The following is a 21,428-nucleotide window of genomic DNA, read 5'->3' on the forward strand; positions in this document are numbered from 1 at the left end:
TTGGAGCGGGAAACGAGACTCGAACTCGCGACCCCAACCTTGGCAAGGTTGTGCTCTACCAACTGAGCTATTCCCGCGTGCCAGCTATAATACCTGATGTAAAAAACTGGTCAACAACTTTATGCAGAATATTGTATCAATTGCATAAAATAAAATCAGTCGCTTATCCCTATGGATCATTATTTCACCCAGGATGAGGCAAAATTCTCTGTGTTGGCCAAAATCTGATTTTGTAATTGTCTCTAGGGTGGATTCGGCTGCCCGAGTGTGTGCAGATCATGGTATAACAAGGTGATTTTCTCGAAATAATCGACGGATGGAGAAGTAAAAATGAGCCTGGAACAACAATTGATTGAGCGCTTACAGGATTTACAGCCGAGTCACTTGCAGGTGGTAAATGAATCTTCAGGTCATGGTGGCTATTTCCCAGGCAAAGAATCGCACTTTAAGGTGGTGATCGTCTCTGAAGCATTTGAGGGATTACGTTTAGTGCAACGCCATCAGAAAGTTTATGCTGCGGCCGGAGATTTGTTGGCACCGAGCCGAATTCATGCACTCGCCATCCATGCCTATTTACCACAGGAATGGCAGGGGCAGGCACCTGACAGTCCAGAATGTGCTCATGCACCGAAGTCAGAATAAGCCAGGTTGTAAGTATGGATAGTCATTTATTGATTAAAATCGTGCATATGAGTGCTGCAACTCTGGCTTTGCTGGTGTTTGTAGTACGTGCAACGACCCTGTTTGTTGGGGTGCAGGAACAGCAGCCGAGTCCGGTTGCACGCAAATTGTTGGTCGGTAGTCAGCATCTGGCTTTTAGCCTGATTGCACTGACGGGAATTATTTTGCTGGTGATGAACCAGTTTCAGGTACAGCCGTGGTTCTATGCCAAAATTATTCTGTTTTTGGTGTTGTTGTCTTCCTTAATTAAAGCCTTTAAACGCGATGATTCAATTTTGCTGGTGCAACGCCGTGCGGGACTCATTCTGGGGGCAGTGGCTTTTGTGGCCATTATTATCTTGATTCTGCTCAAACCGACTTTCGGTTAATTCTTCACATTTTCCCTCAGTGCTTCTGTACACTAGGTTAAACTAGCGTACAGAAAGCCAACAAGAACAAGATGAGGGAACGGAATGCGGACACGTGTGATCTTTAACCAGAAAGGTGGTGTTGGAAAATCCAGTATTGCCGTCAATTTGGCGGCCATCAGTGCGGCTCAGCAACTCAAAACCCTGGTCATTGATCTCGACCCACAGGCCAATGCCAGTCAGTATCTGTTAGGGGACGCTGCCAGTCATACGGCGGATCAACCCATATTAGCACCGAATATTGAGCAGTTTTTTCAGGAAGTGCTGGATACCACCCAGACCCGCAGCCTGTTGGGGAATGCATTGGGATCAATTTTGGGCAGCCGTAGTCATGGACTGCACAGTTATGTGCATCACACCCCCTTTGAACATCTGCACGTCATTCCTGCAAGTCCTACCTTAGGTGCTTTACAACATGCACTAGAGGCCAAACACAAAATTTATAAATTGCGCGACGCGCTCCGTGCTCTAGAAACCCAATATGACCGAATCTATATTGATACCCCTCCGGCATTTAACTTTTTTACCCTTTCTGCCCTGATTGCAGCGGATCGGGTGCTGATTCCGTTTGATTGCGATGTATTTTCCAAACGTGCCTTGCACAGTCTGATTGCTAATGTGATTGAAACTCAGGACGATCATAATAACCGTCTGGAAATTGAAGGGATTGTGGTAAATCAGTTTCAGGCACAGGCCAAGCTGCCTCGCGAAGTGGTACAAGAGTTACAGGATGAAGGGTTGCCGGTATTACAGAGTAAACTGCCACCTTCTGTGTTGATGAAGGAATCTCATCATCGCAATCTGCCACTGATCCATCTGGCAGCTGATCATAAATTGACGCAGGCCTATCAGACATTGTTCAATGAAATTGAACAAAAATAAGCAAGAGTCCGGTATGAACAAATTTTCTTTCGCAATGACTACGATCACAGCGGTTCTTCTCAGTGCTTGCGCCACAACAGTCAAGCCACTCTATGTGTCGCCGACGCACTATCAGGCCTTTAACTGTCAGCAGCTGCAAAGTGAATATAACCGGATACAGGCCTATATCGATGCTGGTGTCGAGCCGGCAAAAAGTACGGGTGTCGGCGTCGGTATTGGCATTGGCGGCGGCTGGGGGAGTGGAGGTGACTGGGGTGTTGGTCCGAGTATTTCGGTCAATATGGGTCAATCCTCTGCTACCAAACGGACGGAGCTGGCGCGTGTACTTGGGGAACAAGAAGCAATTGTACAGGCCGCTAAATTTAAAAACTGTCCGCTTCTGATCCGTAGCAAGACAACGCAATCTTCGAACTAAACGGCTCACCCTTCGCAAGCAAGAGGTCATCGCCTTGGCACTTGTTTTATAAGTGTTTGCAGGGCTTGCATTGGCTGCGTGTACTTGGCGTTTTAGAGGTCGAATCGTCTATTTTGTTGCGCTGATTGCAACACTTTCAATCATGGCACTGAATGCTTCAAAATAAAAAGCCGATCCTGACGATTCAGGATCGGCTGATCTTCAGCCTCGAATGATCAACTTAATGTTGGCTACCGAGCTGTTTATTTGGGTTGTTTTAAGGCATTGCGTTCTTGCCAGCGTTGACGGATAAAACCGATAACCCCTGGCAGAATGCTCAGAATAATAATGCCGAAAATCAGGTGGGTGAAATTGTCTTTCACAATCGGCATATTGCCAAACAGATAGCCCAAAGTCACAAAAGACGCGATCCAGCAGAACGCACCAATCACGTTATAGGTGAGGAAATATTTGTAATTCATGCTGCCTGTACCTGCAACAAATGGCGCAAAAGTACGGGCAAAAGGAATAAAACGGGCAAAAATAATGGTTTTACCGCCATGGCGGGCGAAGAACTGCTGGGTTTTCAATAAATGCTGTTTATTGATTAAGCGGCTATTCAGCTCAAACACACGAGGTCCGATCCAGCGGCCAATATGATAATTCAATGTATCGCCCAATACCGCAGCAGTAAACAGCAATACACCGAGTAACCAGGGATTGAGTGCACCAGTAGAGGCAGCTAAGGCACCTGCAGCAAACAGTAAGCTGTCGCCAGGCAGGAAGGGCATCACTACCAGTCCCGTTTCAACAAAAATAATTAAAAATAAAATGCCGTAAATCCACACCCCATAGTTGGTAATAAACTCAAGCAGGTGTTGGTCAACATGTAAGATAAAATCGATGGGGTTCATGGGGCCAAGATAAAGGAAGATGTGAGGAAATCCTAGCAGTGATAGGGGGTAAAGTCAGTATCAAAAACTTAAATTCTGTCTCTGAAACCTGTTCTATTATTGCAACGGTCAGTCCGATATATGGTTATTCTGTTTGTATAATTTAGGGCGTAACATAATGGAGTTGATTAAATAATATACAAATAGGTGGTTCCTATGTTCAATCCCAATGTTACGGTTAAAAATATGGTGACCGCTCCGACAGCCCATGCACTGATTGCCCTGTTAGCCCGAGTATTTATGGCATATATCTTTCTGATTGCGGGCTGGGGAAAAATAAATGCGTATGCTGGCACAGCAGGTTATATGGAAATGATGGGAATACCAGGGAGCCTGTTGCCTTTGGTGATTCTGATTGAGATCGGTGGTGGTTTGGCTTTGCTGGCGGGCTTTCAAACACGGATCGTCGCTTTGGGATTGGCAATTTTTACCCTAGTGGCAGGCATAATTTTTCATGCCGGTGGTGCTACGCCGGAACAAATCACCAATAATTCTATTCACCTCATGAAAAACATCGCTATCACGGGTGGATTCTTGTTCGTGATGTTGCAGGGCGCTGGCAAGTTCAGTATTGACAACGCCATTGAAAAATAAACGGTTGGCGACGTTTAAAAAACCGGGTCGATCAGACCCGGTTTTTTATAATTTGTACAGACTAAAACGACAAATACCCGGCTTGTGCGAAGAATGTGCGTAATGCCAGGAAAAATGGTAGAATCACGGGCTTACTTCGTTTGCCTTGCATAGTTGTTTGTCATGACTACCAATACCCAAATTACTGAAGACCGCATCCTGATTCTGGATTTCGGTTCTCAATATAGTCAGCTGATTGCGCGTCGTGTACGTGAAGCTGGCGTATATTCTGAAATGTATGCCTATGACATGTCTGAAGAAGACATTCGTGCCTTTAATCCAAACGGGATTATCTTGTCAGGTGGTCCTGAAAGTGTTCACGTTGAAGGCAGCCCGCGTGCACCACAAGTCGTGTTCGAGTTAGGCGTGCCAGTATTGGGAATCTGCTATGGTTTGCAAACCATGTCAGAGCAATTGGGCGGCAAGGTTGAGCCGGGTACGGTACACGAATTCGGTTATGCCGAAGTGGATATCTTGGTTCGTGACCAGCTGATTGGCAATTTGCAAGACCGTGAAAACCAGCTGCATGTTTGGATGAGTCACGGTGACAAAGTCAGCGCGATTCCAGAAGGTTTCCAGGTCACTGCCAGCACAGCAAGTTGTCCGTTTGCAGCCGTGAGTGATGAAAAACGCCGTTTCTATGGCGTACAGTTCCATCCAGAAGTAACGCACACCTCTAAGGGTGCCGAATTGCTTTCCAACTTCGTGCATAAAATTTGTGGTTGCCGTGGTCTTTGGACACCAGAGCACATCATCGATTTGCGCGTAGAACAATTGCGTAAACAAATTGGTGATGAAAAAGTACTGTTAGGTCTTTCCGGTGGTGTGGATTCATCTGTGGTTGCTGCTTTGTTGCATAAAGCGATTGGCGACCAGCTCACTTGCGTATTTGTAGACAACGGTTTACTTCGTTTGAACGAAGGCGATCAAGTGATGCAAATGTTTGCAGATAACATGGGTATCCGTGTGATTCGTGCCGATGCAGAAGCACGTTTCTTGGGTGCGCTTGCAGGCGAAACTGATCCTGAGAAAAAACGTAAGATCATTGGCCGTGAATTTATTGAAGTGTTTGCGGAAGAAGCACGTAAACTCGATGGCGTGAAATTCTTGGCACAAGGTACGATTTATCCAGACGTGATTGAATCAGCTGCCAGCAAACAAGGCAAAGCGCATGTAATCAAATCTCACCATAACGTGGGTGGTTTGCCGGAAGATTTAGCCTTTGAACTGGTTGAGCCATTACGTGACCTGTTTAAAGATGAAGTGCGTAAGCTCGGTACGACTTTAGGTCTGCCACACAGCATGATCTACCGTCATCCATTCCCAGGTCCAGGTTTGGGCGTGCGTATTCTGGGTGAAGTGAAAAAAGAATATGCGGATATCCTTCGTCTTGCGGATGACATTTTCATGCAAGAGTTGCGTGACAGCGGTTGGTATGACAAAACGGCACAGGCTTTTGCGGTGTTCCAGCCGGTGAAATCTGTCGGTGTTGTCGGTGATGGCCGCCGTTATGCCTGGGTCATCGCGTTACGTGCGGTAGAAACGGTTGACTTTATGACCGCACGTTTTGCGCACTTGCCATACGAGTTGGTGGATAAAATCTCGACCCGCATCATGAATGAAATTGCTGATGTGTCACGTGTGGTGTATGACGTGTCATCTAAGCCACCCGCAACGATTGAGTGGGAATAATTTTTCCAAATAGTTGTGAATGAAAAGGACGCGTAAGCGTTCTTTTTTTATTTATAATCATGAAAAATAAAGTATTAATGAGTAAAAAATGAGTTTGCCTACGTACGATCAATTAATGTTGCCATTACTGAAACTACTTTCAGAACAAGAAGAGGCAATTAAATTAGCTGAGGCGGCAAAATTATTAGCAGAGCGCTCAGGTCTTAGTGCAGAAGAATTGAGTTTGAGACTATCAAGTGGAACAAAGACTGTTTTTTACGATAGGGTCGGATGGGCAAAAACCTATTTAGTTAAAGCAGGGTTAATTAATCAGCCAAAACGAGGATTTTGTGAGTTAAGTATGATAGGACGTCAATTAGATTTAACAAAATTGACGAGTATTACAAATGAATACTTAATGCAATTTGAAAGTTTTGCAAATTATAAATTAGGAATATCTAAAGATAATCAAGGGAATGGATGTATAGAAGATGCTGTTACAGCATCATTAGTAGTGCAAGCTGATGATACAAGAACCCCAGATGAAATTATTATAGAAGCAACTGAATTATTAAAAGATTCATTAAAAAGTGATTTATTGAAATTAGTCAAAGAAAATAGTCCGGCATTTTTTGAAAGGTTAGTAGTCGATTTATTGGTTGCGATGGGCTATGGCGGTTCACACCAAGATGCTGCTCAAGCCATTGGTAAAACCAGTGATGGTGGAATTGATGGAATTATCAGTGAAGATCGTTTGGGGTTGGATAAAATCTATATTCAAGCCAAACGCTGGGAAAATACGGTAGGTCGTCCTGATATTCAGCAATTTAAAGGCGCTTTAGCTGATCAGGTTGCCAAGAAAGGTGTTTTTATTACGACCTCAGCTTTTAGTAAAGAGGCAATTGAGTCTGCGAAAAAATCAGGAATAGTACTGATTGATGGCGACAAGCTGACGTCATTAATGATCGAATTTGGTTTGGGTGTCCAAATTGAACGCAGTTTTCATATTTATAAAATTGACCAAGACCGCTTTGATGAGGAAAGTTTTTAAGGACGCAGAAGCGTCCTTTTTTATTTCTCATAAAAACAAAATTCTTATTGTCCTATGCATGACATTCAGCGTATTAACTAAGACATAGGCTAGGAAAAAGTAAATAGCTAACATCATGTTTACAATCAATTTGAATCAGATGCATGAATAAAAATGGCAGGAGAATGACATGAGTAATAATAAAACGGAAATCTCCAAATCAGCAGATGCAGAAACAGATCACTCTCAATCGATACAGACATTTCCTGTACGCTCGGCTCTGCTAGGAAAAGGCACTGTCATTAAACGTGCACTGCCGAGTCGGCATAAACGCATGATTGGGGCTTGGTGTTTTCTGGATCATGCCGGTCCGGTCACCTTCCCGGCAGGCCAGGGTATGGATGTCGGCCCTCATCCACATATGGGATTGCAAACCTTTACCTGGATGATCGATGGGACGGTCATGCATAGCGACAGTCTGGGATCAAAACAGTTGATCCGTCCCCAACAGGTCAATTTGATGACGGCCGGTTTTGGGATCTCGCATACTGAGGTCTCTCCTGTGACCGAAACGCAGTTACATGCTGCCCAACTGTGGATTGCCCTACCGGACGACCAGCGTAATATGCCTGCCAAATTTGAGCATTATCCGGAACTGCCTGTCGTGGAGCATGATCAGGTAACCTGTACCATACTGGTCGGTGAATTCTTGTCTACCCGCTCCCCGGTAGAAGTATATAGCCCGTTACTCGCTGTGGATCTCAACGCTCAAGCAGATACCAAGATCTGTCTTCCGCTCAATCCATCATTTGAATATGGACTGCTGGCCTTGGAAGGCACAGCACAAGTCGAGGGACATGAACTGAATCTGGATAATCTGCTGGTGGTCGATACTGGTTTAACTCAATTGGAGCTTGAGCTGAAAGCCGGACAACGAGTATTACTGATAGGAGGGGAACCCTTTGCAACTCCGATTTTATTGTGGTGGAATTTTGTCGCACGGAACCGTGCCGAATTAGAACAAGCGCGTGAACAGTGGATTCAGCATGATCACCGTTTTGGCGAGATTCCGGATTATGTCGGTGACCGTTTAGAAGCCCCAGTTTTGCCAGATCAGATGAGAGCATCAAAATGAATAAAATAGCCAGCAGTGTGGTCAAACCTTTAGCAGGACAATGGAAATGCCAAGTGGTTAGTAGCGGGCAGCATCATTATTTAACCGATGAACCGCTGCGGCTTGATGGGCAGGATCAGGGGCCATCCCCTTATGATTTGCTGACAGGAAGTTTGGCTGCCTGTACCATGATTACCCTACGGATGTATGCCAAGCATAAAGGAATCGATTTGGGTGATTTTGCAGTAGAAGCCGACTTTCACTGTGATCGGGATAATCAGGAATGGATTGAGCGTCGGATTGTGTTTGCTAACTTGCCCGATGCTGCCTTACAGGAGCGTATCTTGAACGTTTGCGGAAAAACGCCCGTGACCAAAACTTTATTGCGTAGCCTGTCGATTACAACCCACATCGTGTCGAAATAATCGCTTCAGTAAAAAGTGGGGAGGGGTAAATCATACCGGATCTAAAGGTGCGGTTTGTGTTGCTAATCTGATGCAATTACGGCCGCTCTGTTTGGCCAGATAAAGAGCTTGATCGGCTGATTTCAATAAGCTATGCAAATCCTGCACCTTGGGCTCGACCAGGCAAATGCCAATCGAAATGGTATATTCGATTACATTACCAGCGCTGGTAATCACTCTGGACTCCGAAATATGTTGGCGTAAGCGTTCGGCTGCGATTTTGGCTTCATCCAGGTTGGTATTTGGCAGTAAGGCCACAAACTCTTCACCCCCAAAACGGGCCAGCAAATCCTGTGTGCGCATTTCTTCCTGTGCGGTTTGGCTGATAATTTTTAGCACTTCATCGCCCACATCATGTCCATAATGATCATTAATGTCTTTGAAATGATCCACATCAAACATCAATAGACACATCGGTTCATAATGTCGCTGCAAGCGTGCTAATTCGCTGCGTGCTAGCCGTTCGAACTGGCGTCGGTTATTCAGATTGGTCAGCATGTCAGTATGTGCTAGCTGATCCAGCGCTTGGTGGTTCCACTCCTCAAGCATGTGGCGCAGAAAAATTTGTCGGTTTTTTAGTGTGGCACTCCAGCTGATATATAGGCTGAACAGCAACACCGGAACATACACCAGTGCAAAGCCTAAAATGGCATGTGGATGTCCTAGGCTGGTACGGATCACACCGAAAAAGACCACGGCTGAAATCAGTTGGGAGAGGATGAGCACAGGGGTGAAACGGACCTGTACACTCAAATTGGCTAGCATAATAAAGATTACCGCTGCGTATTGAAAAGTCATCACATCTGGACTGGTGGAACGAACCAATAACTCAAACCAAATGATTGCAGCCCCAATAATTGAACTGGGTAATAACAAATCCAGCAACTGAATGTTGCGTGAGTAGCGATAAAGATAAACCAGCAAACCAGCAACGGCTGTCACATAAAGTGAACGTAACCCGATCGATAGCGTTCCTACATCATGCAGCATGATCCAGTCTGCAATGCCATAGCACCAGTAAGCTGCTTGCCCCAGAATATTAACCTGCAACAAAAAACGACGGCTATGTTCATGGTGGAAATCCAGAAAAGCCGGGTAGAGCATTTGCGGAATACGAGCCAACGGATCCTGCAGCGCTTGGATAATTGTATCTCTGCTCATCTGTAATGGCATAACAAAATGTGCAGCTTGTGGTTCTGCTGAGTCTTGTTCCCTGACCGTCACCGATGAGTTGAAACTGACAGGGTTTTTCTTGTCCTGGAGCATCAGGTCTTCCCCGTTTTATTAGAAATATTTATTCTGTGTTTATGTAAATTATCAGATTAATAATTGAGCAACATGCTAAAGATCTTGCTATAAATCAAAGCACTAATAAAAAGGAGTAAAGATTATGCGATTAGGGTTGGTTTATGTGGAAGGTATCTGCTGGATCAAGTCAAAGAGGAAAATAAGATAAGACGTTGTTTATTCGCAAACGATGCAATCTGAAAAACTAGAATATTCACTCGAGAATTAAAACAAATGAGTGGAGTCTGTTGTGCAGGGATTTTTGTAGGTAAAGATGTAACAAAAAATTAAGGACGCCGTGGCGTCCTTAACACAGATGCGGTGACTTAGCGTTTAATCACAATCGAGTCGATACCGCTATGTTGCAGGGTTTGCTGTGCAATCAGGGCAGCTTCTTGCGACTCGTAAGGTCCAGAGATTACCCGATACCAGGTTTTGCCGCCTTCTACTGTTTTGACGACATCCGCTGATAGACCATTCAAAATAATTTCGGCACGACGTGCATCTGCACTGTCCGGATCCGCATAGCTGCGCACTTGCAGAATATAGGTAGCTGCAACGGGTGCTTGTGCGGTTTCAGTTATGGCTGTACTGGCTTCGGCCTGCGGTTTACTCAGCTCTGGTGCTTCTACAATCACCACGGTACCTTGCTCTTTGTTTTCTGGAATAGCCTGTTCCGGAATTGGAGTCACCTGTTGCTGTGGTAACAGATCATAGAAACGGAAGTCCTTATTGGTTTCTTCCTGGTAGTGTCCAGATGGGATCTGGTTTTTGGGTTGTACGGGTTGCCACGGTTTCCAGAGAAGCAAGGCAACCGCTAAGCATAAAACTGCCAAAATCGCCACCAGTGTACCTAACCATTTGGGCACCAGCACAGATTTAGGTTTATTTGGCCGTTCAGATACACCGCGTTGCGTTTTTCCAAACACGTGACATCCCTCTTTTAATTACATCGTTGTAGGTGCAGAAACGCCCAGTAATTGCAAACCATTCTGCAAGACTTGCTGTACATTCACTGAAAGTAACAAGCGTGCTTGCGTCAGGTCAGCATCATCATTCAGAACCTTGTGTTCATTGTACCAACCGTGGAATAGGGCAGCCAATTCCTTCAGGTAGTTACCCACTTGATGGGGTTCATAAACATTGGCAGCGCGGAAGACAATATCTGGATAAGCGGCGAGCTTGGCCAGAATTTCGCTTTCAGCTTCTAATTCCAAACGTGTTGCATGGGTACGGGCAGCTGCAATATCAAACTGCACACCGGTTGCTGCAGCTTTTTCTAGCATACGACAGATCCGTGCATGTGCATACTGGATGTAATACACGGCATTGTCTTTACTTTGTGACACGGCCAGATCAAGGTCGAAGTCGATATGCTGTTCAGATTTACGCATCACGTAGTAGAAGCGGGCAGCATCATTGCCGACTTCTTTACGCAAGTCACGCAAAGTTACAAACTGTCCTGAACGTGAAGACATTTGGACCATTTCGCCCCCACGCCACAAGCTAACGAACTGAACCAGCAGAACAGTTAATTTTGATGAGTCATAACCCATCGCATCAATTGCTGCTTTGACACGTGCAATATAACCATGGTGGTCAGAACCCCAGATATCGACCAGATGGCTGTAACCACGTTGTAGTTTGTTCAGGTGGTAGGCAATGTCTGAGGCAAAGTACGTGGTCTGGCCATTACGACGCTTCACCACACGGTCTTTCTCATCACCAAATTCGGTGGATTTAAACCAGATATTGCCATCTAGTTCATACAGGAAGCCGCGTTGATCCAGAGTCTGTAACGCCTCTTCAATTTTTTCAGTCAGTGATGCTTCGCTGAACCACTGGTTAAAGGTGACACCAAACTCGCCGAGGTCATCTTTGATGTCATCCAGGATCGCTTTCAACGCAGCCTGGTGGAATACGCGGTAGCCTGCGCCGATCAATTTTTGTGAATTGGCAATTAGGCCATCAATGTGTTTTTCTTTGTCCCCTGAAAGCACGACTTTATTGCCATCAGCATCCGGTTCAGCAGCATATTGCACGTCTTCAGGGACATCTTTATAGACATCTGCCACCGGACGTACATAGGCATCGCCATCTTTGTCGATAATGCTTTGTGCAATTTCTTTGACATAGTCGCCCTGGTAGGCATTTTTCGGGAACACCAGTGCCTGGCCAAGTAATTCTAAATAACGTAAATAAGTTGAAGTCGCCAAAATGTCCATCTGACGGCCAGCATCATTGACATAATATTCGCGGTCTACTGTAGCACCGGTTGCTTCGAGCAGGTTTGCTACGGTCATGCCATACGCAGCACCACGGCCATGGCCCACATGCAGGCTGGAGGTCGGATTGGCTGACACAAATTCAACCTGAATCTTTTTACCAGCATTGGCTTGAGTGCGACCGAACTGGTCTTTTTGTGCCTGAATCTGGTCAAGTACGGCAAAACGCTGATCGGCATTTAAGAAGAAGTTGATAAAACCTGGACCGGCGATTTCTGCTTTGCTGATGTCTGCGACTTCTGGCAATGCCGCTAGAATTTTTTCTGCGAGATCACGCGGTTTCATCCCGGCTGCTTTGGCCGCGATCATGGCAATATTTGACGCAAAATCACCGTGGCTACGGTCTTTGGTGCGTGTTAAATTGCTGGTGTTGTTCCAGTCAGATGGGAGTAGCCCTTCAGCTTGAAGGGATTGGACTGCATGATCGAGAGCTGCTTGGATGGCCGTATTCATAATCAATCGAAAAATTAATGTCGCAGAAAAACCGCAAATATAGCAAATTTCGCGCAGTTTAGGGGAATGCATTTCATTGCAATGCAGGAGAAGCAGATGATTTGCGGGCCACATGGTACAGACTGCTCCCGATTGGCTCGAATCTGACTTCAAAAAAGCATGTTAAAATGAATCTCTTCGACCGCAGGTGATCCGGAATGACAAAACCACGCGCTATGATCTTTGGCCATATTCCTAAACTACCGCCTAGAGCTGCCTTATGGGTCATGCCGCTTTTTCTTTCCTGCCTCATGAGTGGCATCGTATCGCTGGTAAATATGTTTAAGAATGTCGGTTGGGTGGAAAATTTCATTCACATGTGGGTTTCCGCTTGGATGTTGTCTTGGGCAGTGGCGTTTCCTGTAGTCTTGCTGGTCTTACCCGTAGTTCGTAAATTGACTGCCTTACTGGTCGATGTTCATCCACCACAATCCTAAATAAGCTGATCTGAGCGGCTGGGCAATTGATTGTATTGATTTATTTTTAACTAAAATTAACTGTAGAGGATAATCACGTATCTAAATACCGCTTTGTGTGGAATTCGGCTTAAGCTAGAGAAAAATTCCGTAGCCATCGTGACGATGCGCTGCGATTGATCGAGAGCATGAGTGTAGCAATGACCACCGAGAATGTAGCAGTAAAACGTCCTTTATATATCCCTTATGCCGGTTATACCCTTCTAGAACTCCCATTATTAAACAAAGGATCGGCCTTTACCGAGGATGAGCGCCAGCGTTTCAACCTGCATGGCCTGTTGCCGAATACCATTGAAACCATCGAAGAGCAGAGCCAACGCTCCTATCAGCAGTACTCTACCTTTCAGGATGACATCAATAAGCATATTTATTTACGAAATATCCAGGACACCAATGAAACCCTGTTTTATCACCTGATTGAACAGCATCTGGCAGAAATGATGCCGATTATTTATACCCCGACTGTGGGTGAGGCCTGCCAGCGTTTCTCGGATATTTATCGCCGTCATCGCGGTGTATTTATTTCTTATCCGGATCGCGCACATATTGATGACATCCTGCAGAATGTGAATAAAAAGAATGTCAAAGTGATTGTCATCACAGATGGTGAACGCATTTTGGGCTTGGGTGATCAGGGTATTGGCGGCATGGGGATTCCGATCGGTAAATTGTCGCTGTATACGGCCTGTGGTGGCATTAGTCCAGCCTATACCTTGCCGATTACCCTGGATGTCGGTACCAACAATCCGCAATTACTCAATGACCCAATCTATATGGGCTGGAGTCAGCCGCGGATCAGTGGTGATGAATATTATGCTTTTGTGGATGAAGTGATTGCGGCCATCAAACGTCGCTGGCCCAAGGCACTGATTCAGTTTGAAGATTTTGCCCAGAAAAATGCCATGCCTTTGCTGGACAAGTATCGCGACCAGATTTGCTGTTTTAATGACGATATTCAGGGTACCGCTGCGGTGTCTGTGGGTAGCCTGATTGCGGCAAGCCGTGCAGCGGGTAAACAGCTTAAAGACCAGACGATTGCTTTTCTTGGCGCAGGTTCGGCAGGTTGTGGTATCGCTGAACAGATTGTGGCACAAATGGTGGCTGAGGGTTTGACTGATACTGAAGCACGTGCCCGGATCTACATGGTGGACCGTTTTGGCCTGATCACGGAAAATCAGCCGAATCTGCTGAATTTCCAGCGTAAACTAGCACAAAAACCAGAAGCGGTTGCCGAATGGGCCAATGTCAACGAAGCCATCTCCTTGCTGGACGTCGTGAAGCACGTCCAACCAAGCGTATTAATCGGGGTATCCGGGCAGCCGGGGCTGTTCACTGAAGAGGTGATCAGAACCATGGCGGCACATTGTGAACATCCGATTATTTTGCCACTGTCCAATCCAACCTCACGGGTAGAGGCGGTGCCATCTGACCTGATTGAATGGACCGAGGGCAGAGCCTTGATTGCCACTGGCAGTCCGTTTGCACCGGTGAATTATCAGGGCAAGATTTATCAGATTTCCCAGTGCAATAACTCCTATATTTTCCCAGGTATTGGTTTGGGGGTGGTGGCCTGTGGGGCACGTCGCGTCACCGATCATATGTTGATGGCGTCGAGTAATGCACTGGCAGAATGCTCACCGAAATTGCAGGATCTGCAGGCTGATTTATTGCCGGATATTAATGATATTCAGCAGGTATCGAAATTCATTGCCTTTAAGGTGGCACAGGCCGCGATGCAAGATGGTGTTGCACCGCTGATTAGTGATGCACAATTGCAGGAACAGATCGAGGCCAATTTCTGGACGCCAGAATACCGTGCTTATCGACGTTTGCCTTATTAAGGGCTAATTGAAATAAAAGGAGCATCATGCTCCTTTTATTTGATGAATGATTCATGGCAACACATACTCAAGGGTGGTATTTTAACGATGAATAAATTTTAGGATTCAAGTTTAAAGCGCCTATAATGGCGTTTTTATTTTGCCTTGATGTTATGTCTTACCAGATTTGGTTTGCCTATATGTTGGCCTGCTGGGTCATCAGTGTCTCTCCCGGTGCGGGTGCGATTGCATCTATGTCGAGCGGTCTCAGCTATGGTTTCCGCCGTGGTTATTACAATGCGATTGGTCTGCAGCTGGCCTTGATTTTACAGATTCTGATTGTGGCTGCCGGTGCAGGTGTGCTTTTTGCGACTACACCGTGGGCGTTTAGTTTGGTGAAATGGTTTGGCGTACTGTACTTGCTTTATCTGGCTTATCTGCAATGGACCGCGCCTGTGAAACTTATGGATGTGCCGGTACATGCAGCACAGTATCGGTCACGCCTCGGCCTGGTCTTAAATGGATTTCTGGTCAATATGAGCAATCCGAAAGCGATTGTATTTTTGTTGGCGGTGTTGCCGCAATTCCTGGATTTGAACCGGCCGCAATGGTTGCAGTATCTGATCATGGCTGCCACCATGATCACGATTGATCTGATTGTGATGGCAGGTTATACCGGACTTGCGGCCAAGGTATTGCGTCTACTGAGTTCAGCAAAACAGCAAAAATATATGAACCGCAGTTTTGCGATTTTGTTTACCTGCGCAGCGCTGCTGTTAAGTACCGTTCATCAAGCCTAAGCTGGAGCGTTATGCCGCCAGTTTGCGCAGCTTTTGCAGAATAAAAATCACTGCAAAAATCAGCGCCATACACAGGACGATACTTAAACCGCTGGAAACATTTAATGCAGCACTCGACCATAAGCCAATACTGATGGCCAGCTGTGCCAATACAAAGGCCCAGAGCACCATCTGTTGTGGCGAGTGTGCCAGTAAACGTGCACTCAGTGCGGGAATGACCAGCAGTGCACCCATCAACAGTGAACCCACTGCACGTAAAGCCAGTACGGTAAATAAGGCCAGCAACAGCATAAAAATCAGGCGCTGCCCTTTAGCATGGATGCCTTCACTCACCGCAATATCAGGATCAATCGCAACCTGGATTTGTGCTTTCCAGGACTTGATGAGAACCATCAGAGAAAGAACAATTACCACGGCAAACATTGGCAGGTCGGACCAGCTGATGGTGAGCAGGTCACCAAACAGATAGCTGAGCAGTTCTGGCCTTAAACTCGGGATGTGCTGGATAAACAGCAGGCCTGAACAGAGCAGTGTGGCGGAGCAAAGTGCGAGTAAGGCATCATTGGGCAAACGGGGATCATGTAACACCCATAAAATTCCGACCAGCACCAAGGCCAGCAGAATCACACCTAACCATAACGGTAAACTCAATGCCCCAGCAATCGCGACCCCCAGTAAAGTGCCATGAGCCATAGTGTCGGCAAAAAATGACATGCGACGCCATAACATCAAACACCCCAGTGGTGCGGTGAGAAAAACCAGCAGTGTACCCATAGTCCAGGCCGGCAATAATAGTTGTAACCATTCCATCATGACTTAGGCTTCCGGCTCCGGGTGAATATGGGGACGTGGATCATGCTGACATGGATTCGCGCTATCACCATGTGCACAGTGATCATGATGATGCTGATAGAACACCCGGTTTGGACCAAAAATCGCCTGATATTCCGGATGCTGCTGCACATTTTCCGGTAAACCGCTGCAACAGATATGTTTGTTCAGACAAACGACACGGTGGGTGCCTTGCATCACCCATTGCAAATCATGGGAGACCATTAAAATGGCGCAACCATAACGCTCTGGCAGGCTGCGTACATAGTCATACAGTTCGGCTTCCGACTGGATATCCAGTCCCTGCATCGGTTCATCTAGAACGAGAATATCCGGTTGGCGTAGCAGTGCACGGGCTAGTAGCACGCGTTGACGTTCACCGCCCGAAAGCTGCTGGACTCTGGCATCTTTAAGTTTGCCAATACCGGTATCGCGGATGATTTCGGCCTTAATGGATGGGTCGCATTTTTCCAGTGCCAGCAGGTCTTTGACTCGTAATGGCAGGCTGTGTGAAGGATTGAACTTCTGCGGAACGTAGGCCAGTTTTAACTTTTTGGTACTGATTTTCTGTCCGGCACTGGGTTGTACAATCCCAAGCAGAACTTTAATTAAAGTCGATTTACCTGCACCGTTGGGGCCAATCAGGGTGACGATCTCTTTTTCATACAGGCTGAAATCCACCTGTTTCAGGATATCGCGGTCATCGATCCGCACACTGATGCCTTTGAGTTCGATCAGTGTGGAAGGGGAGGCTATTGGTTGGTGCACTGCTGACATTTTCCTGAAATTTCAATAATTGTGTGCTGTGCAGTAAAGTGATCTGAGGCCGCCAGTTGATCTAACTGCTGGAGTAGTCCTTGCGCTGAGGCTTCTTTGACTACTTTACATTCGGTACAAATAAGAAATGCCGCCTGATGACCTTCACGTGGGTGACAGCAGGGAATATAGGCATTGATAGAGGTTAAACGGTGGATCAGTCCTTTTTCCAGCAAGAAGTCCAAACTCCGATAGACGGTGGGTGGTGCGGCAGGACGATCTGAGCTGCTTTTTATTTGTGCTAACAGGTCATAGGCACCCATAGGACCTGAAGCCTTGAGAATCAGTTCCAGAACTTCTTTGCGTAGCGGAGTAAGACGGGCACCTGAGGCTGCACACAATTGCTCTGCTTCAGCCAGACGTGTATCCACATTCGGGTGATCATGCACGCCGTGCAGGGCATTATGATGTTCATGCGAACATAAGCTCATGGCAAACCTCAGTTATTTATAAAAAGAACGCAAATCAGCATGAAATCTTAACATGGCTGCAACCGGTTGCGTCAGGCATAGGCATTTTTCTTCGGATGTTATATTATAACGTCTATTCAAATTTTGGGTTAGCGTTGCGCATGGTTCGTTTTCTTGCATTGTGTTTATTGGCATTGCTAAGTCCGCTGAGCTGGTCTCAGGGTCTGGTGGTGTCCACACATCCGGTTTACCTGATTGCCCAGCAAGTGACGCAAGGCGTCGAACAGCCCACTTTATTATTAGGCAATCAGTCTGGACATGATGTACAACTGACCCCAGAACATCGCAAAATGGTACAGGATGCCAGTCTAGTCATCTGGTTAGGTCAGGCCCATGAGGCACCTTTACAGAAACTGCTGGCCAATCAGAGCAAAGCGATTTCTATTTTGGATTCGGGCATCATGAAAATTTTACCGCAGCGGACAACGCGCGGAGCACCACTAGCCAATACCATGGACACCCATGTTTGGCTGGATCCGAATAATGCCGTGCGGATCGGTTTCTTTATTGCAGCGTTGCGCTCCCAGCAATATCCGCAGCACCGTGCTGCTTACTGGCAGAATGCGAAAAAATTTGCCCATGATTTACTCAAAGTCGCGCGACCATATCAGCGTAGCCGGAACACTTATCATTATTGGTCCTATCATGATGCCTATCAATATCTTGAGCAGCCTTTACATCTCAAATTCGCCGGTGCAATGACCGATGAACCGCATGTAGCACCTACGATTGCGCAAATCAAATACCTGAATGACCATCGTCCACAGCGCCAGATGTGCCTACTGGCGGAAGCTCATGCCAGCCAGAATCAGTACCAAAAGATTAACCCTGTACGCTTCCAGGCTGTCGATGAAAGCATGAGTACAGAGAAAAATTTTGTGCAGGCCTGGCAAAATTTGGCCATTCAAGTGCAGAAATGTGTAGCCAATGCGCAAAAATGATGCAAATATAGCCGGTTGAGTAAATTCTAACCGGTTATTTGAGAATCTGAAAAAACAAGACTTAGGTCGGAAAAGATTGCATGTTCAGGGGTGTAACTCTATAATGCCTGCGATTAAAAACGATCATCAGCTAAACTTGTCAAGCATTTGCGCTGTGAGTGGATAATAAATGAGCCGAACTAGTCGCTTGATTGACCGACGATTAGCGAAAGCTTTAGTCCTCTTGCAAGCCATAATGATACCTGTTTCAGCCTTGATAGCGTGGGCAATCAAAGACTCTACAGCAGCGTTGAGCGCCGCACTTGGTGCATTGGTGTGCTGGCTGGCCAGTGTTTATTTCTCATGGCAATCCTTTAGGGCGGCAGGTGCACGAGCGTCGAAACAGGTTCTTTCGAACATGTACCGCGGAATGCTCGGCAAATTTGCAATTGTGATCGTTGGATTCATTTTAATTTTAAGCAATGTAAAACCGCTGTCATCGGTCGCATTGTTTTGTGGTTTTATCCTCGTTCAGGCCATGTCGTGGGTCGCTCCGTTTTGGGTTTCACGTCTACAAAAACGAGTATAAGCGCAGCAGAAATTGAAAATTTTTTTGAGGGTGGCGAGATATCAAGCAGCACGCGATATTCGTTTAACTCTTTTTAGTAATTGACATTGACCAGGTGTGATTTATGGCTGCTGAAGAACATGCCCTTACTTCGACAGAGTATATCAAGCATCACTTGACCAATATGACCTATGGCAAAATGCCGGACGGTACTTGGAAATTGGCCGAGAATGGTGCAGAAGCTCAACAGATGGGGTTCACTGCTATTCACTTGGATTCAATGGGTTGGTCAATCGGCCTTGGTGTTATTTTCTGCTTGTTGTTCTGGATCGTAGCGAAAGCTGCAAACTCTGGTGTTCCTACCAAGTTCCAGTCTGCAATTGAAATGATCATCGAGTTCGTAGACTCAAGTGTCCGCGACACCTTTCATGGCAAATCACGCTTGATTGCACCACTTGCACTGACCATTTTCGTGTGGATTTTCCTCATGAACTTAATGGACTTGATTCCTGTTGACTGGGTTCCTTATGTAGCTCAACAGATCGGCGCAAGTGTATTTGGCATGGATCCTCATCACGTTTACTTCAAGATCGTTCCTTCTACAGATCCGAACATTACCCTTGGTATGTCTTTGTCTGTATTCGTACTGATCCTGTTCTACAGTATCCGTGAGAAAGGTGTGGGTGGTTTTGTTGGCGAATTGGCACTTAACCCATTCAACCCAAGTAATCCAGTTGCAAAAGCGTTATTGATTCCAGTGAACTTAATTTTGGAATTGGTAACTTTCCTTGCACGTCCAATCTCATTGGCACTCCGACTATTCGGTAACATGTACGCGGGCGAGTTGATCTTTATCTTGATCGCGTTACTACCGTTCTGGATCCAATGGGCGTTGTCTGTGCCTTGGGCGATCTTCCACATTCTTGTTATTACGTTGCAGGCGTTCATTTTCATGATGCTGACCATCGTATACTTGAGCATGGCAAGCGAAAAGCATTAATGGTATTGCCTAACTGTCAATGGGCGGTTAGGTACAATTTTTTAGTTTAATTTGGTATACACCTAACCTCTGAGGAATTTTTCATGGAACTCACTTTAGGTCTAGTTGCAATTGCATCTGCTATCTTGATCGCTTTCGGTGCTTTAGGTACTGCGATTGGTTTTGGTCTTTTGGGTGGTCGCTTCTTAGAAGCTGTTGCTCGTCAACCAGAATTGGCTCCACAACTTCAAACTCGTATGTTCTTAATCGCGGGTCTTCTTGATGCTGTGCCTATGATCGGTGTTGGTATTGGCTTGTTCTTCATCTTCGCTAATCCATTTGTAGGTTAATCAGCTTAATTCCCAAAAATCCACTATTTGAGGAATAGCAATGAATATCAACCTCACATTGATTGGCCAAGCGATTGCATTTGCGATTTTCGTCGCATTCTGCATGAAGTTTGTTTGGCCACCACTAATCAATGCGATTAGTGAGCGTCAGCGTAAAATCGCTGATGGCTTAAATGCTGCTGAAAAAGCGAAAGCTGACCTTGCTGATGCGCAAGCGCAAGTAAAAGCTGAGCTCGACGCAGCTAAAGCACAAGCGGCTCAATTGATCGAACAAGCGAACCGTCGTGCAGCACAATTGGTCGAAGAAGCGCGTACCCAGGCATCTGCTGAAGGTGAGCGTATCCGTCAACAGGCTAAAGAAGCTGTTGATACCGAGATCAACGCTGCTCGCGAAGAATTACGTCAACAAGTTGCTGCTCTTGCAGTTGCTGGTGCGGAAAAAATCCTTAACCAACAGGTTGACGCAGAAGCTCACAATGCCATGCTTACTCAGCTGGCTGCTAAACTTTAAGCGAGGCGAAATATGGCTGAACTCTTGACGTTGGCACGCCCGTACGCCAAAGCAGCATTTGCTTACGCTTCTGAGCAAGGTGCAACTGACAATTGGTCGAATGCGTTACAAGTGCTCAGTGCTGCGGTGCAAGACGAAGCATTTTCCGCTTATTTAAATCGCCCTGAGCTTACTCCTGTACAACAGGTTGAAGTTTTTGCCAAAGTTTTAGGTGCAGAACAAAATCAAGCAGTGTCAAACTTTTTGACACTTCTTGCTGACAACGATCGTTTAGCGTTGTTGCCTGAAATTGCAGCAGAATACGAACAGCTTAAATCACAGAATAACAATACTGTGGATGTCGTGATTGAATCGGCATTTCCATTGACTTCTGTTCAAGAACAAGTACTAGCACATGCGTTAGAGAAACGTTTTAACGCTGCTGTTACTGTGAAGGTTGAAGTTAATCCGGCGTTAATCGCGGGTGTTGTGATTCGTGCAGGCGATCAAGTGATAGATGATTCTGCGCTTAACAAGCTTGAAAAAATGCGGACTCGTCTTCTTGCGTAATGCGAAAAAGAAGACTGAACTAATAAAAGATTGAGGTATAGCGCA

25 protein-coding genes and 1 tRNA gene are annotated in these 21,428 nt (G+C 46.0%); 18 read left to right on the forward strand and 8 right to left on the reverse strand.

Annotation, left to right across the window (positions count from 1 at the left end; translation table 11 throughout):
* Position 1: 1 nt before the first annotated feature.
* A tRNA-Gly gene (locus tag PAE54_RS09700) sits at positions 2–77 on the reverse strand.
* A 253-nt stretch (positions 78–330) separates the two neighbouring features.
* Between PAE54_RS09700 and PAE54_RS09705 the strand changes: the two genes are divergently transcribed.
* The 4 genes from PAE54_RS09705 (at position 331) to PAE54_RS09720 (ending at position 2,385) form a co-directional block, all read left to right on the forward strand.
* Complete coding sequence (locus tag PAE54_RS09705; RefSeq protein WP_326519285.1) at positions 331–642, forward strand: BolA family protein; 312 nt, start codon at positions 331–333, stop codon at positions 640–642.
* A 14-nt stretch (positions 643–656) separates the two neighbouring features.
* Complete coding sequence (locus tag PAE54_RS09710; protein ID WP_326519286.1) at positions 657–1,049, forward strand: SirB2 family protein; 393 nt, start codon at positions 657–659, stop codon at positions 1,047–1,049.
* A gap of 84 nt (positions 1,050–1,133) precedes the next feature.
* On the forward strand, positions 1,134–1,970 hold the full coding sequence (locus PAE54_RS09715; protein ID WP_273778117.1) for a ParA family protein: 837 nt from the start codon (positions 1,134–1,136) through the stop codon (positions 1,968–1,970).
* Between the two features lie 13 nt (positions 1,971–1,983).
* A complete protein-coding gene (locus PAE54_RS09720; RefSeq protein ID WP_273778118.1) occupies positions 1,984–2,385 on the forward strand; it encodes a hypothetical protein in 402 nt (133 codons plus the stop codon).
* 242 nt (positions 2,386–2,627) lie between these two features.
* On the opposite strand, the gene PAE54_RS09725 is transcribed toward PAE54_RS09720, so the two are convergent.
* Positions 2,628–3,278, reverse strand: coding sequence for a DedA family protein (locus PAE54_RS09725; RefSeq protein ID WP_326519287.1), 651 nt, complete (start codon positions 3,276–3,278; stop codon positions 2,628–2,630).
* A 195-nt stretch (positions 3,279–3,473) separates the two neighbouring features.
* On the opposite strand from PAE54_RS09725, the gene PAE54_RS09730 reads away from it, so the two are divergent.
* The 5 genes from PAE54_RS09730 (at position 3,474) to PAE54_RS09750 (ending at position 8,190) form a co-directional block, all read left to right on the forward strand.
* Positions 3,474–3,911: a DoxX family protein gene (locus tag PAE54_RS09730; protein WP_326519288.1), complete on the forward strand. Its 438-nt coding sequence runs from the start codon at positions 3,474–3,476 to the stop codon at positions 3,909–3,911.
* Positions 3,912–4,073: 162 nt separating this feature from the next.
* On the forward strand, positions 4,074–5,642 hold the full coding sequence (gene guaA / locus PAE54_RS09735; RefSeq protein WP_326519289.1) for a glutamine-hydrolyzing GMP synthase: 1,569 nt from the start codon (positions 4,074–4,076) through the stop codon (positions 5,640–5,642).
* A gap of 88 nt (positions 5,643–5,730) precedes the next feature.
* Positions 5,731–6,672, forward strand: a complete 942-nt coding sequence (locus tag PAE54_RS09740) for a restriction endonuclease (protein WP_326519290.1) — start codon at positions 5,731–5,733, stop codon at positions 6,670–6,672.
* A gap of 169 nt (positions 6,673–6,841) precedes the next feature.
* Positions 6,842–7,786, forward strand: a complete 945-nt coding sequence (locus tag PAE54_RS09745; RefSeq protein WP_326519291.1) for a pirin family protein — start codon at positions 6,842–6,844, stop codon at positions 7,784–7,786.
* The gene (locus tag PAE54_RS09750) at positions 7,783–8,190 is read left to right on the forward strand and encodes an OsmC family protein (protein WP_326519292.1); all 408 of its coding nucleotides are present in this window, start codon (positions 7,783–7,785) and stop codon (positions 8,188–8,190) included. The genes PAE54_RS09745 and PAE54_RS09750 overlap by 4 nt, the downstream gene beginning before the upstream one ends.
* A gap of 30 nt (positions 8,191–8,220) precedes the next feature.
* Here the strand turns inward: PAE54_RS09750 and PAE54_RS09755 are convergent, their stop codons facing one another.
* The 3 genes from PAE54_RS09755 to argS form a co-directional block, all read right to left on the reverse strand.
* Entirely contained in the window at positions 8,221–9,495 is a 1,275-nt protein-coding gene (locus tag PAE54_RS09755) for a GGDEF domain-containing protein (protein WP_326519293.1), read from the reverse strand.
* A gap of 347 nt (positions 9,496–9,842) precedes the next feature.
* Entirely contained in the window at positions 9,843–10,445 is a 603-nt protein-coding gene (locus tag PAE54_RS09760) for an SPOR domain-containing protein (protein ID WP_326519294.1), read from the reverse strand.
* An 18-nt stretch (positions 10,446–10,463) separates the two neighbouring features.
* Positions 10,464–12,254, reverse strand: coding sequence for an arginine--tRNA ligase (argS, locus tag PAE54_RS09765; RefSeq protein WP_326519295.1), 1,791 nt, complete (start codon positions 12,252–12,254; stop codon positions 10,464–10,466).
* A 197-nt stretch (positions 12,255–12,451) separates the two neighbouring features.
* Here argS and PAE54_RS09770 point away from each other — a divergent pair, with 197 nt between their 5' ends.
* The 3 genes from PAE54_RS09770 to PAE54_RS09780 all read left to right on the forward strand — a co-directional run bounded on the left by PAE54_RS09770 (position 12,452) and on the right by PAE54_RS09780 (position 15,389).
* Positions 12,452–12,730 carry a DUF2798 domain-containing protein gene (locus PAE54_RS09770; RefSeq protein WP_326519296.1) on the forward strand — a complete coding sequence of 93 codons (279 nt, stop codon included), beginning with the start codon at positions 12,452–12,454 and terminating at the stop codon, positions 12,728–12,730.
* A gap of 179 nt (positions 12,731–12,909) precedes the next feature.
* A complete protein-coding gene (locus PAE54_RS09775; RefSeq protein ID WP_326519314.1) occupies positions 12,910–14,610 on the forward strand; it encodes an NAD-dependent malic enzyme in 1,701 nt (566 codons plus the stop codon).
* Positions 14,611–14,762: 152 nt separating this feature from the next.
* Complete coding sequence (locus PAE54_RS09780) at positions 14,763–15,389, forward strand: LysE family transporter (protein WP_326519297.1); 627 nt, start codon at positions 14,763–14,765, stop codon at positions 15,387–15,389.
* A gap of 9 nt (positions 15,390–15,398) precedes the next feature.
* Here PAE54_RS09780 and znuB read toward each other — a convergent pair whose 3' ends face one another.
* The 3 genes from znuB to PAE54_RS09795 are packed head-to-tail and all read right to left on the reverse strand — an operon-like array spanning position 15,399 to position 17,467.
* Positions 15,399–16,202, reverse strand: a complete 804-nt coding sequence (gene znuB, locus PAE54_RS09785; RefSeq protein WP_326519298.1) for a zinc ABC transporter permease subunit ZnuB — start codon at positions 16,200–16,202, stop codon at positions 15,399–15,401.
* A 3-nt stretch (positions 16,203–16,205) separates the two neighbouring features.
* On the reverse strand, positions 16,206–16,997 hold the full coding sequence (gene znuC / locus PAE54_RS09790) for a zinc ABC transporter ATP-binding protein ZnuC (RefSeq protein ID WP_326519299.1): 792 nt from the start codon (positions 16,995–16,997) through the stop codon (positions 16,206–16,208).
* A complete protein-coding gene (locus PAE54_RS09795; protein WP_273778138.1) occupies positions 16,973–17,467 on the reverse strand; it encodes a transcriptional repressor in 495 nt (164 codons plus the stop codon). The genes znuC and PAE54_RS09795 overlap by 25 nt, the downstream gene beginning before the upstream one ends.
* A 140-nt stretch (positions 17,468–17,607) precedes the next feature.
* Here PAE54_RS09795 and PAE54_RS09800 point away from each other — a divergent pair, with 140 nt between their 5' ends.
* The 6 genes from PAE54_RS09800 (at position 17,608) to PAE54_RS09825 (ending at position 21,383) form a co-directional block, all read left to right on the forward strand.
* A complete protein-coding gene (locus PAE54_RS09800) occupies positions 17,608–18,447 on the forward strand; it encodes a metal ABC transporter solute-binding protein, Zn/Mn family (protein ID WP_326519300.1) in 840 nt (279 codons plus the stop codon).
* A 169-nt stretch (positions 18,448–18,616) separates the two neighbouring features.
* A complete protein-coding gene (locus PAE54_RS09805; protein ID WP_326519301.1) occupies positions 18,617–19,015 on the forward strand; it encodes an ATP synthase subunit I in 399 nt (132 codons plus the stop codon).
* A gap of 103 nt (positions 19,016–19,118) precedes the next feature.
* Positions 19,119–19,994 carry a F0F1 ATP synthase subunit A gene (gene atpB / locus PAE54_RS09810; protein ID WP_273778143.1) on the forward strand — a complete coding sequence of 292 codons (876 nt, stop codon included), beginning with the start codon at positions 19,119–19,121 and terminating at the stop codon, positions 19,992–19,994.
* Between the two features lie 83 nt (positions 19,995–20,077).
* Positions 20,078–20,323 (forward strand): F0F1 ATP synthase subunit C, encoded by a 246-nt coding sequence (gene atpE, locus PAE54_RS09815; protein ID WP_000424060.1) that lies wholly within the window; start codon positions 20,078–20,080, stop codon positions 20,321–20,323.
* Between the two features lie 40 nt (positions 20,324–20,363).
* Positions 20,364–20,834 (forward strand): F0F1 ATP synthase subunit B, encoded by a 471-nt coding sequence (locus PAE54_RS09820; protein WP_273778145.1) that lies wholly within the window; start codon positions 20,364–20,366, stop codon positions 20,832–20,834.
* Positions 20,835–20,846: 12 nt separating this feature from the next.
* Positions 20,847–21,383 (forward strand): F0F1 ATP synthase subunit delta, encoded by a 537-nt coding sequence (locus PAE54_RS09825; RefSeq protein WP_273778146.1) that lies wholly within the window; start codon positions 20,847–20,849, stop codon positions 21,381–21,383.
* The last annotated feature ends 45 nt before the right edge of the window (positions 21,384–21,428 follow it).

The organism is Acinetobacter minutum, assembly GCF_035916735.1.
Taxonomy (GTDB): domain Bacteria; phylum Pseudomonadota; class Gammaproteobacteria; order Pseudomonadales; family Moraxellaceae; genus Acinetobacter.